We start from the raw sequence: 11,794 nt of genomic DNA, 5'->3' as shown, positions 1-11,794 counted from the left end.
AGAATGATACAAATACCAAGCTAGTTACCGTTAAGAAAGAGGAATTCTTTGCGGTAAGCTAGCTTTACAAAAAAATGCAAAACTGATTAAAAATTTGCTGGGGTCGTTGCGCTAATTATTCGGCAAGGCACATCATATGGATTCCGAAAGCGATGGGGTAAGTCACTATTAAAGTAATAACTATCACCTTCATTGAGTTCAAACACTTCGTCTCCAACAGTCAACTCCAAGCGACCTTCAATCACCATTGCCGCCTCTTGGCCTTCATGTTTAAGCATCTCTATTCCTGTATCTGATCCAGGAGGATAAGTCTCACTCATCACAGACATGGCACGATTAGGAAAATCTCTACCAATGAGCTTAAAATCCAATACGCCATCACCGATATCCAATAACTCGTTGCTACGGTAAACCACTTTTTGCTCGGTCTCTTGCGTGTCTTCGATAGCAAAGAACTCCACTAAAGACATAGGCAAACCAGAAAGCACTTTTTTGAGTGAGCTAACCGAAGGACTAACGCTATTTTTCTCGATCATCGAAATAGTGCTATTTGTCACACCTGCACGCTTAGCCAATTCTCGCTGGGACAGGCCCTTCTCTTTTCTAACCCTTTTAAGGCTTTCACCAATATCCAAAATCTTTCCCCTAATTGAAGTAATCGTTCTTTGTCTCCAACAACATGTAGAGCGTTACAATCCATTCCCAGTACGACTAGTGTAGCGTCTTAAAAACATATTAGACCATAACCTCTATCGAGCAATTTGTATTCTACAGGAAAGCGTGTTAAAAATAACGAACATATGTAAATAATTTATTCACAACAATTTAGACACACGACCACTACAAGTCCTACTAACAATAAAAACATATACTTGGAGAAATAATGTCAACTAAGAGTCCAGTGCATAGCGACCAGTATCCCGCATCCTATTACTTCGCAACGGCTAAAGAGCTACATCAATCACCGCGACTAGAGGAGGTGTTAGATGTAGATGTATGTGTCGTCGGCGGTGGATTTAGTGGAATCAACACGGCAATTGAACTGGCTCAAAAAGGCTTTAGCGTGGCACTCCTTGAGGCTAAACGCATTGGCTGGGGAGCATCTGGACGTAATGGTGGTGAACTAATTCGCGGCATTGGCCATGACGTAAATCAATTTCAAAATATCATTGGCAGCGAAGGCGTTAAGGCCATAGAACAAATGGGCTTTGAGGCGGTCGATATCGTCAGGCAGCGCGTTGCAGAGCACAATATCGATTGTAATTTACAAATGGGCTACTGCGACTTAGCTATTCGTCCCCGCCATATGAAAGAACTCGAAGAAGATTTTGAACACCTAAATAATATCGGTTACGGCCACAATATGACTCTACTCGATAAATCTCGGATAGGTGAAGTGATCGGCTCAGATTTTTACCAGGGCGCTCTCGTTGATATGGCAAGTGGTCATCTGCACCCTCTCAACTTAGCTCTAGGCGAGGCTAGAGTCGCTCGTAACTTGGGCGTAAAAATGTATGAATACAGCGCCGCAAAGAAAATCATTAAAGGCGATAAGCCTAAGGTGATCACCGAACACGGCGAAGTAAATTGTCAGTACCTCGTTTTGGCTGGCAACGCCTATTTAGGGCTCGATTTAGAGGAAAACATTGGTAGTAAGATCCTTCCTGCTGGTACCTATGTGTTGGCTACAGAGCCACTAACGCAGGAGCAGTGTGATGCCATCATCCCACAAAACATGGCCTTTGCCGACTTAAGGGTCGATCTTGACTACTACCACTTATCAGAAGACAACCGCTTACTGTTTGGCGGCCTGTGTACTTATTCAGGCAAAGATCCCAAAGACATTGAAGCCGCACTTAGACCTAATCTAGAGAAGGTATTTCCGCAACTAAAAGGTATTCGTATCGACTATGAATGGGGCGGCATGATGGGCATAGGTGCTAACCGTTTACCACAGATTGGCCGATTACCTGATGCCAAAAATGTGTTTTATGCCCAAGCCTATGCGGGCCATGGCGTGAATGCCACCCATATGGCGGCTAAGTTAATAGCCGAGGCGATTACCACCCAAGCCGAGCGCTTTGATGTGTTTGCCAAAGTCCCCCATATGACCTTCCCCGGCGGTCCACACCTGCGTTCACCACTATTAGCCATGGGCATGCTTTACCATAGATTTAAAGATATTTTTTAATATCCATTTTTAGCCCTGAATAAAAAACGGACTTTGTGGTCCGTTTTTTTGTAAAACTGCAATAACCTAATTTAATGCCATCTCCACCGCATATTCACAATGAATCGCAGTCGTATCATAAAGAGGGACCTGGGTATCCTGCTGCCCTACCAATAACGCTATCTCAGTACAACCCAAAATGACCGCTTCAGCCCCCTGCGCATGCAAGCCATTAACGATATCTAAATATTCTTGCTTTGAATCGGGGTTTATCACACCTCGGCATAACTCCTCATAAATGACATGGTGCACAAGCTTGCGCTCCGCTTCATTTGGAACAATAACTTCGATATTAAATTGGTTTTGCAGACGGCTTTTATAGAAATCTTGCTCCATGGTGAAACGCGTCCCCAACAAACCGACCCTAGTCACCCCATTAGCCACCAGCTTTGCTGCAGTTGCATCGGCTATATGTAAAATAGGAATTGAGAGCTGAGCTTGGATCTCATCCGCTACCTTATGCATTGTATTAGTGCAAATGAGCAGAAAGTCAGCGCCGCCAGCTGCAACATTTCTTGCTGCATCAGATAAGATCTCCGCCGTCTCTTGCCACTTTCCAGCATGCTGTAGCTTTTCTATCTCCGCAAAATCAACGCTGTAGAGGCACACTTTTGCAGAGTGCAGACCACCGAGCCTTGCCTTTACACCTTCATTAACGGCCTGATAATAACTCGCCGTAGACTCCCAGCTCATGCCGCCTAACATGCCTATCGTTTTCATTATGTTACGACCTCTATATTGACTTGATGGAAAACAAAACTGCTATTTTGCCTCCTGCATACTACGGTATGATCTATGCTCAAGCTGCTTCTCTGACAGTCCAAACTGAGCCGCTAAGTCCACCAGCTCAGCACGATAAACTTCTAGCCTAGCTTCATCATCTGTCATGATGGCAAACTCGGCAAAATCGCCTAATCCAGCTAAGTGATCAACCGTGATATGAAACTTGCCGACAAAGTAGATGCTGCGCTGTTTTACCATCTCTAGATGCACTGCATACCCCATAGTTTTGAGCATGCTCTTAGCGCTCTCGGCATCGGTAATATTGGTCGCCTGACAGCGATCAACATCAGGCCCTTTGACTATCCAAAGCTTAATCCCCGATGGTTCGCATTCACGTATACAAACACTCTTATGTTGGGCTAAAAGCAACTGTTCTTTGGTATCGAAATAACAATCAGATTCGATATTATCTTCAAACATGACCTCATGTTCTATCGAACTCAATACTGTTAAGAATGCAGCCTTGCAAGGCAAGCGATACTTTAACTCTACTTCAAACTGACCTTTAAAATGCTCATGACTCATGAATGATTGCTCTCGCTTAGTCTCATTTAGTGCTTACCGGGCACTTACACCTCTCTTAGCAATAATATCCGCTTTATATTCGGCAGTTAGCGATAGAGTTAAAGCTTCTGGGATTATTATTTTCAACAATCTAAATTGGTTACCAATACTCGGCTTTATTTAATGCCGAGACGCAGCGACATCGACCACTCATCGGCGGTAATTCATCTGCTGAAAGTGACTGTGACAGCCAGCCTTCAGGGTAAGTTAACGCTTGCGGCGCTTTTACTATATCTTCGCTTATCTGCTTAAAGCCGACCTTTGAGTAATAGTTTGGATCACCATAGGTAAACAAAAGCTCAACACCTTTTTCTGCCAAAGCCTGTAGGCCAAACTTAATCAATTTTTGGCCTACTCCCTGACGTTGAAAGTCTGGGTGAACCGCTACTGGTGACAAAATAAAAGCATTGATCTCATTTTCAAAAGTTAATCTTGAAAACATGATGCTACCAACTAATTTATCCTCTGCTTTCGCAACAAAGATAAACAAGTCTTCACTCGCCGTGGTGCTCATTAGCTCTGTGGTTAACTCCCCAATGACTTTACCTTCATTAGCGCCTTCAGAGGCGGTAAAAGTTTCATTGAAAAGATGTGAGATCGCTTTGGCGTTCTCTGTGTTGCACTGTAAAAACTTCATTTCTATTTTCCTAATAATCTTATAATCGGGAGTGATTAAATCTTCTGTAAGATCAACATTTGATAGTCGAACTGACCTTGCCGTTTAGCCGCCATTTCTAGTTCTGTTTTAACATCAGTTAATGCCTTTGAATTTGGCATTAAAGGCGCTAACTCATCGATACGGGCCTGAAGCGGCTGATAATAATCACTCCAAGCTTGCTCACTGAGAGGAAAGCTATCAATCAACTCATAGCCTGCCAGTCTGGCCTGCGCAATACGTTGCTTTGCAGTGACCATATCGGGATACGCTTGTTGCCAAAAGTCTAGCAATTCATTAGATGGAGTATCAGTACTCCACACCAAGTCACTGATAACTAAATAACCATGATCCTTAATAAACGGCTGCCAATCTTTAAATGCTTGCTCTACGCCCATAATATAGGCACCACCTTCACACCAGATAACATCGAATTGATGCTGCTGAAACGGCAACTCGGTCATACTTGCACACACGGTTACCACTCTCCTATCTTGTGATAATCCGTGCAGATTCTGTTGCAAGCAGTCTAAACTCGACTGGTCATTATCCAGCGCCGTGATAGCAAACTCACAGTGCTGAGCCAATACCCGAGTCGCCACGCCTTTACCACAGCCAATCTCTAGCAGCTCACCCGATTTAGACGGATCAGCCTTGAGCGATTTAGTGTTGAGTAAAGTAGCCTTAAGCGCTGCTAGTGAGTCAATTTCTGTGCCTGGGCCTAATCTTGTTAATCCATCAAAGATCAACTCAAAATCGGCCATATATTGATCATGTTCATTCATATCTTTTGATAACCACTTAAGTCTTAGCGCCTGTTTTTCGTCGAATCCCTGCTTCATCAGCCACTCAAGATGGGCGTCAGGCGCTTGATTTTCTGTAGCTTGATGCCACTCTCTCATCGAGCTCATACCGAGCATTGCACTAAGTAGGTCTCTAGCCTGCTTTTTCTGGGCTAGCTCATCATCCAATACCTTTAGGCGTTGAAGCAGTAATTCCCTGTCGATGCGGCTCTCTAGGCAGCATTGACACTCTTTTAAGGTTAAGCCTCCCGCCTGCAACTGCTGCAGTAACTTTAAGCGTTGCAGATCCTGCTCTGAGTAACTTCGGTAGCCATTTGCTTGCCGCTTAGCAGAAATTAACCCGAGCTTTTCGTAGTACAGTAGCGTCGAACGGCTTAAGCCGACTTTTTCAGCTAATTCTGTAATTCGATACATGCCATCTCCTCTACATTGAAAGTACACGATAAACTATGAAGCTATAGACAGGTCAAGATAAATTCACGCTGCTATCGACTATCCTCCTTATGACACAAATAACAAAGCCCCTAAGTTTGCACTTAGGGGCTTATAATATTTCAAACCGCTGACGTAATTTAGGGCCCTTCAATCACAACACAACCCATTACAAATTCACCAGCTAGTTCCAGCTACTCTAGTACCAACCAGGTGGCCTTAATTTCGGTGTACTTATCAAACGCATGCAGTGACTTATCGCGGCCGTTGCCCGACTGCTTATAGCCGCCAAAGGGGGCTGTCATATCGCCGCCATCATAATGGTTAATCCATACCATACCACTGCGAAGTGCCTTAGCTGTCTTGTGGGCCTTGTTGATATCAGCAGTCCACACACCAGCAGCTAGGCCATAGATAGTATCGTTGGCTATCTCTATCGCCTGCTCCATGCCATCAAAGGTGATCACAGATAACACAGGGCCAAAGATCTCCTCTTTTGCTATTGTCATCTTATTGTCTACATCTGAGAAAATCGTTGGCTCGATATACACTCCGCCAGTGTCTTGCATGACTTGTGAGCCACCGTGATTTAAGGTAGCACCTTCATCGACTCCCGACTGTATATAACCCAACACATTATCTAGCTGTTGTTTATCGACAACGGCGCCTGATGTGGTGCTCGGATCCAATGGATGTCCCGGTGTCCAGCTCTTAAGCTCCTCGGCAATTAAGCCTATCAGCTCGTCCTTAACACCAGACTCTACTAATAGGCGAGAGCCAGCTGTGCAGACTTCACCTTGGTTAAAAGCGATAGCACTAGCCGCAGCTTGTGCCGCCTTTTTCAGATCCGGTGCATCATTAAAGATAATATTTGGACTCTTACCGCCCGCCTCTAGCCAAACACGCTTCATGTTGGATTCACCCGCATAGATCATCAACTGCTTGGCGATCTTAGTTGAGCCAGTAAAGACTAAAGTATCGACATCCATATGCAGCGCCAGCGCCTTACCCACTGTATGACCAAAACCAGGCAGTACATTTAACACTCCTTTTGGCAGACCAGCTTCAACGGCAATTTGTGCCATTCTGATAGCGGTAAGGGGAGATTTTTCCGATGGCTTTAACACTACACTGTTGCCAGTAGCGAGCGCAGGACCAAGCTTCCAACACGCCATCAGCATCGGGAAATTCCACGGCACAATTGCCGCCACTACACCTACGGCTTCGCGGGTGATCATGCCTATCTCATTGTGTGCGGTTGGCGCAATTTCATCGTAAATTTTATCAATCGCCTCGCCAGACCAACGAATGGCACGCGCCGCACCAGCCACATCCACCGCCTTAGCATATTGAATAGGCTTACCCATATCTAAGGTTTCTAACAGAGCTAATTCATCGGCATTTTGTTCCAGTAATTCGGCAAATCGGATCATCACCTGCTTACGCTTAACTGGCGCTAAGTTTGCCCACACACCAGTTTCAAAGGTTTCTCTGGCATTTTGTACTGCGATATTAGCATCAGCCTCATCACAACTGGCTACTTTTGCTAAGACCTTACCATCGATAGGACTGATACAGTCGAAGGTCTGCTTCGACTGTGCATCAAGGTACTCGCCTGCGATAAAAGCGGAGCCATTTATCGACATAGAATCTGCTAACGCCTGCCATTGAGTGCGGCTTTCTGGTGTGCTCATGATGACCTCTTAACACTAAATATAATAATTAGAATGACGGTTAATGCGGTCAAACAGCCATATATAGGCTATTTGCGCAAAAAGGTGTGGCTAAAGATTACGCTTTTTATCAGTATAATTTCAATATTTTTTACAAAAAGTTAATTTTTGCTACAAATAAATGCACAAAAAGCTTTCATGTTCATTATTTCTGACATAGCATAGCAAATATCGACCGCTTGCCTAAAAAAGCAACAGATAAAAGTCAATAGCCTCTAAAAACAATAATTACACTGAATCAAGGTAGATGATATGGCAGATTCACAGACGCACAATCAAGGCGATACACAGTCACTAGAGCATTACTGGATGCCGTTTACGGCTAATAGGCAGTTTAAGTCGAGTCCCAGAATGCTCGCCCATGCCGAAGGTATGTACTATAAAGATGTCGCAGGTCGCCCCATATTAGACGGCACGGCAGGTTTGTGGTGCTGTAACGCCGGACACGGACGTAAAGAGATCTCTGAAGCGGTCAGTAAACAAATTCATGAGATGGACTACGCGCCCTCTTTTCAAATGGGCCATCCTTTAGCCTTTGAGCTCGCCGAGCGCCTAGCCCAAATCAGCCCTAAAGGGTTAAATAAGGCCTTCTTCACAAACTCAGGTTCTGAATCTGTCGATAGCGCATTAAAAATAGCCCTCACCTATCACCGTGCTAATGGCGAAGCGACTCGCACCCGCTTTATTGGTCGTGAGCTTGGTTATCATGGTGTTGGCTTTGGTGGTATTTCGGTTGGCGGTATTGGCAATAACCGTAAGACCTTTAACCAACAACTGTTACAAGGTGTAGACCACCTGCCGCATACATTAGATATGAAGGACAATGCTTTTTGTCGTGGCATGCCTAAAACGGGTGCAGAGAAAGCCGAAGTACTCGAGCAGCTAGTGGCACTTCACGGTGCAGAAAACATCGCCGCAGTAATTGTCGAGCCTATGTCGGGTTCTGCAGGCGTTATTCTGCCACCTGAGGGTTACCTGCAAAAGCTTCGTGAGATCACCAAGAAACACGGCATTCTATTAATATTCGATGAAGTGATTACCGCATTTGGTCGTGTCGGCGATGCCTTTGCAAGTCAGCGTTGGGGCGTTATTCCCGATATCATCACCACGGCAAAAGCCTTGAATAATGGCGCGATCCCAATGGGCGCAGTGCTGGTCGATGACAATATTTATGATACCTGCATGCAAGGCCCTGAAAACGCTATCGAGCTGTTTCATGGCTATACCTATTCCGGACATCCAGTTGCAGCAGCGGCGGCACTTGCCACTCTCAATATCTATGAAAATGAAAAGCTATTTGAGCGTACCAAAGAGCTCGAAGGCTACTTCGAAGATGCGGTACATAGCCTCAAGGGCTTACCAAATGTGATTGATATTCGCAACACGGGTCTTGTTGGCGGCATTCAGTTTGCCCCTAGCGAGCAAGGCGTAGGGAAACGCGGCTTCGGGATCTTTGAGCACTGCTTTGCCAATGGCACTTTAGTGCGAGCCACAGGCGATATTATCGCGATTTCACCACCGTTAATTGTCGACAAACAGCAAATAGATCAAATCGTTAATACCCTTGGGGATGCGATCAAGGCTGTGGGTTAATCCTGATGCCGTTATTGCCGCTCGCAATAACGGCATGACAAGTCATGAACATTTACCGATAAATTAGTCTCCCTTCAGGGAATAGAATTAGGATTTTTGCGTTATGCACACCATTAACCATTACATTAACGGTAGCCACTCGGCGCCAAGTCAGCGTACTCAAGCTTTCTTCGAGCCAGCGACAGGCGAGCAACGCGGCACCGTATCACTAGCCAGCGCCGCTGAAGTGGCTGGCGTGATTGAACTAGCCAAGAAAGCTCACGAGTCATGGTCTAAAGTCACCCCACTTAACCGCTCTCGCGTGCTATTTAAGTTTAAAGCCTTGGTTGAAGCCAACATGGATGAACTAGCCGAGCTTATTACCCGAGAGCACGGAAAAGTACTAGAAGACGCTAAAGGTGAGATCATCCGCGGCTTAGAAGTGGTTGAATTTGCCTGTGGTATTCCGCACCTATTGAAGGGCGAGCATACCGAGCAAGTCGGTGGAGGGGTCGATGCTTGGACCCTCAACCAGTCACTTGGCGTCGTCGCGGGTATTGCCCCATTTAACTTCCCTGTGATGGTACCTATGTGGATGTTCCCAATTGCGATTGCTTGCGGTAACAGCTTTATCATGAAGCCGTCGGAGAAAGATCCAAGCTCCGTGATGCGTATGGCCGAGCTTCTGACCGAAGCTGGTCTGCCTAATGGTGTATTTAATGTGGTTAACGGTGACAAAGAAGCCGTCGATACACTACTTACACACAAAGATGTGCAGGCGGTGAGCTTCGTTGGCTCAACTCCTATTGCCGAGTATATCTACTCGACGGCATCGGCTCACGGCAAGCGTGTTCAGGCGCTCGGTGGAGCGAAGAACCATATGCTATTGATGCCAGATGCAGACCTTGACCAAGCCGTTGGCGCCTTAATGGGTGCAGCCTACGGTAGCGCAGGCGAGCGCTGCATGGCAATCTCCGTAGTATTGGCTGTGGGCGACTCTGGTGATGCCCTAGTTGAAAAACTACTACCGCAGATCAAAGCCCTTAAAGTCGGTAATGGCGTAACTCCTGAGATGGATATGGGACCACTTATCTCTGCGCAGCATTTGGAAAAAGTCAGCAACTATGTAGAAACTGGCGTTAATGAAGGGGCACAGCTACTCGCCGATGGTCGCCAACTATCTGTTAGCGATCATGAGCAAGGCTACTTCTTAGGCGGCTGCTTGTTTGATCATGTAACCCCAGAGATGACTATCTATAAAGAAGAGATCTTCGGTCCGGTGCTGGCTATCGTGCGTGTAAAAGATTATAGCGAAGCACTGCAACTCATTAACGATCATGAATTTGGTAATGGTACCGCTATTTTCACTCAAAGTGGTGAGGCGGCGCGCCACTTCTGCCACAACGTACAAGTGGGTATGGTTGGTGTGAATGTGCCGATCCCTGTACCAATGGCGTTTCATAGCTTTGGTGGCTGGAAGCGCTCTCTATTTGGCCCACTACATATGCATGGCCCAGATGGTGTTCGCTTTTATACCAAGCGCAAAGCCATTACAGCCCGTTGGCCACAGTCGACGCATAAGAGTGCTGGTGGCGCTAAGGCTGAGTTTGTAATGCCGACAATGAAGTAACCCCTTAAGGCGTAGCTCAGGCTGCGCTTTTTTGTTTAGCTTAGTGGTACTTAGGTATCAGTGAAATGGAAGCACTAATGGCTCAGAACATAAATTCAATCCTTAATTTTGCAAAGCTCAATACCGCTATCGAGCGCTATAAACTCGATGCTGAAAAAGTGTTGCAGGGCGATCCTGCGCAAGAACTGCAAAATCACTACTCCAGTGATTGCGAGCAGTTTCACGCAGGCGTTTGGCAAGGGGATATAGGCACTTGGAAGGTCGCCTATAGCGAACATGAATATTGTGAGATTTTGTCGGGGTCCAGCAAGGTCACCGATAAAAATGGTCACAGCATAACGGTAAAAAAGGGTGACAGATTTGTCATTCCAGCAGGGTTTGAAGGCACCTGGGAGGTGCTAGATAACTGCCGTAAGGTATACGTGATTTTCGAAGCTAACGCGCAGTAATACCAGTAGGTATCAAGCACAAGAGAATCGCTTATCAGCCATGAGGTCGTAGCAATATGCTGCTGTTTGGCACAATCAAATGATGCTTAACGCCAACTGCTTATCAAGCATTGGTATAAAACTAATAACAGAGCATCGCAATCAACATAAGTAAAATGGAGAAACTACCGTGTATAAAAAACTTAATAAAAAACGGATTGCCCAGGTTGTCGGTCTATCACTGTCTACAGCGCTATTTGCCCCTCTAGCTCAAGCAGAGTTCTCTGGAGAGATCAGTGTTACTAACGATTACCGCTTCCGCGGTGTATCACAAACGGCCGGTGACTTCGCGGTTCAAGGTGGCTTAGACTACAGCCTAGAGAATGGCCTTTTCTTTGGTGCTTGGGCGAGTAATGTTGATAAAGATAGCTACGATGCCGATGTTGAAGTCGATATCTATGCAGGTTATTGGGGCGCTTTCGGTGCCGATGAAGAGTGGGAATATGACGTAACACTAACCTACTACAGCTACCCAGGACAAGATGAAAACACGGGTTACCTCGAGGCGAATGTTGGCCTTTACTATGGTGGTTTTCATCTAGCTCAGTGGTACACCAATGATTACGCTAATGCCGATGTTTCACTGAACTACACCGAGCTTAACTACTCCTATGAGATCTTCGAGAACTGGAGCATTGATGCCCATGTTGGCTACAGCTATGGTGACGGTGCCGATTACGACTGGGGTGAAGACTATGTCGACTACTCTATCGGCGTCTCTACAGAGCTTGGTGGTATCGGTCTGTCTCTAGCTTGGCTAGACACTAACCTAAGCGATGACAACATCATCGACTCGAAAGACCCGTGGAGAAACGATGGTACTGTTCTAGCCACCGCAAGCTATGCATTTTAAGCTCGCCTAGATAACTCCCAATAAAAAACCGCCATAAGGCGGTTTTTTATT

11 protein-coding genes are annotated in these 11,794 nt (G+C 45.8%); 5 read left to right on the top strand and 6 right to left on the bottom strand.

The genetic code is table 11. The features are described 5' to 3' along the window. Positions 1-86 precede the first annotated feature (86 nt). Positions 87-635, bottom strand: coding sequence for a cupin domain-containing protein (locus K5Q92_RS20405; RefSeq protein WP_220770709.1), 549 nt, complete (start codon positions 633-635; stop codon positions 87-89). 248 nt (positions 636-883) lie between these two features. On the opposite strand from K5Q92_RS20405, the gene K5Q92_RS20400 reads away from it, so the two are divergent. After that, entirely contained in the window at positions 884-2,191 is a 1,308-nt protein-coding gene (locus K5Q92_RS20400) for an FAD-binding oxidoreductase (RefSeq protein WP_220770708.1), read from the top strand. Between the two features lie 66 nt (positions 2,192-2,257). On the opposite strand, the gene K5Q92_RS20395 is transcribed toward K5Q92_RS20400, so the two are convergent. From K5Q92_RS20395 to K5Q92_RS20375, 5 genes are all read right to left on the bottom strand, one after another. Next, positions 2,258-2,950, bottom strand: a complete 693-nt coding sequence (locus tag K5Q92_RS20395; RefSeq protein WP_220770707.1) for an aspartate/glutamate racemase family protein — start codon at positions 2,948-2,950, stop codon at positions 2,258-2,260. 42 nt (positions 2,951-2,992) lie between these two features. Then, entirely contained in the window at positions 2,993-3,538 is a 546-nt protein-coding gene (gene cyaB, locus K5Q92_RS20390) for a class IV adenylate cyclase (RefSeq protein WP_220770706.1), read from the bottom strand. A 139-nt stretch (positions 3,539-3,677) separates the two neighbouring features. Further along, positions 3,678-4,214: a GNAT family N-acetyltransferase gene (locus K5Q92_RS20385; protein WP_220770705.1), complete on the bottom strand. Its 537-nt coding sequence runs from the start codon at positions 4,212-4,214 to the stop codon at positions 3,678-3,680. Between the two features lie 35 nt (positions 4,215-4,249). Further along, complete coding sequence (locus K5Q92_RS20380; protein WP_220770704.1) at positions 4,250-5,449, bottom strand: MerR family transcriptional regulator; 1,200 nt, start codon at positions 5,447-5,449, stop codon at positions 4,250-4,252. Between the two features lie 212 nt (positions 5,450-5,661). Then, a complete protein-coding gene (locus K5Q92_RS20375; RefSeq protein ID WP_220770703.1) occupies positions 5,662-7,161 on the bottom strand; it encodes an aldehyde dehydrogenase in 1,500 nt (499 codons plus the stop codon). Between the two features lie 291 nt (positions 7,162-7,452). Between K5Q92_RS20375 and K5Q92_RS20370 the strand changes: the two genes are divergently transcribed. The 4 genes from K5Q92_RS20370 (at position 7,453) to K5Q92_RS20355 (ending at position 11,743) form a co-directional block, all read left to right on the top strand. After that, positions 7,453-8,793 carry an aspartate aminotransferase family protein gene (locus tag K5Q92_RS20370; RefSeq protein ID WP_220770702.1) on the top strand — a complete coding sequence of 447 codons (1,341 nt, stop codon included), beginning with the start codon at positions 7,453-7,455 and terminating at the stop codon, positions 8,791-8,793. A 103-nt stretch (positions 8,794-8,896) separates the two neighbouring features. Then, positions 8,897-10,402, top strand: coding sequence for a CoA-acylating methylmalonate-semialdehyde dehydrogenase (locus K5Q92_RS20365; protein WP_220770701.1), 1,506 nt, complete (start codon positions 8,897-8,899; stop codon positions 10,400-10,402). A gap of 77 nt (positions 10,403-10,479) precedes the next feature. Continuing rightward, on the top strand, positions 10,480-10,851 hold the full coding sequence (locus K5Q92_RS20360; protein WP_220770700.1) for a cupin domain-containing protein: 372 nt from the start codon (positions 10,480-10,482) through the stop codon (positions 10,849-10,851). A gap of 169 nt (positions 10,852-11,020) precedes the next feature. Beyond that, positions 11,021-11,743, top strand: coding sequence for a TorF family putative porin (locus K5Q92_RS20355; protein WP_220770699.1), 723 nt, complete (start codon positions 11,021-11,023; stop codon positions 11,741-11,743). Positions 11,744-11,794 lie beyond the last annotated feature (51 nt).

This window comes from Shewanella sp. MBTL60-007, assembly GCF_019654915.1.
Classification (GTDB): domain Bacteria; phylum Pseudomonadota; class Gammaproteobacteria; order Enterobacterales; family Shewanellaceae; genus Shewanella.
This window is presented reverse-complemented; position numbering and strand designations above follow the sequence as displayed.

Coding starts and splice junctions, on each gene's coding strand:
- K5Q92_RS20400 (WP_220770708.1), top strand. CDS start 884: ATGTCAACTAAGAGTCCAGTGCATAGCGACCAGTATCCCGCATCCTAT.
- K5Q92_RS20395 (WP_220770707.1), bottom strand. CDS start 2,950: ATGAAAACGATAGGCATGTTAGGCGGCATGAGCTGGGAGTCTACGGCG.
- cyaB (WP_220770706.1), bottom strand. CDS start 3,538: ATGAGTCATGAGCATTTTAAAGGTCAGTTTGAAGTAGAGTTAAAGTAT.
- K5Q92_RS20385 (WP_220770705.1), bottom strand. CDS start 4,214: ATGAAGTTTTTACAGTGCAACACAGAGAACGCCAAAGCGATCTCACAT.
- K5Q92_RS20380 (WP_220770704.1), bottom strand. CDS start 5,449: ATGTATCGAATTACAGAATTAGCTGAAAAAGTCGGCTTAAGCCGTTCG.
- K5Q92_RS20375 (WP_220770703.1), bottom strand. CDS start 7,161: ATGAGCACACCAGAAAGCCGCACTCAATGGCAGGCGTTAGCAGATTCT.
- K5Q92_RS20370 (WP_220770702.1), top strand. CDS start 7,453: ATGGCAGATTCACAGACGCACAATCAAGGCGATACACAGTCACTAGAG.
- K5Q92_RS20365 (WP_220770701.1), top strand. CDS start 8,897: ATGCACACCATTAACCATTACATTAACGGTAGCCACTCGGCGCCAAGT.
- K5Q92_RS20360 (WP_220770700.1), top strand. CDS start 10,480: ATGGCTCAGAACATAAATTCAATCCTTAATTTTGCAAAGCTCAATACC.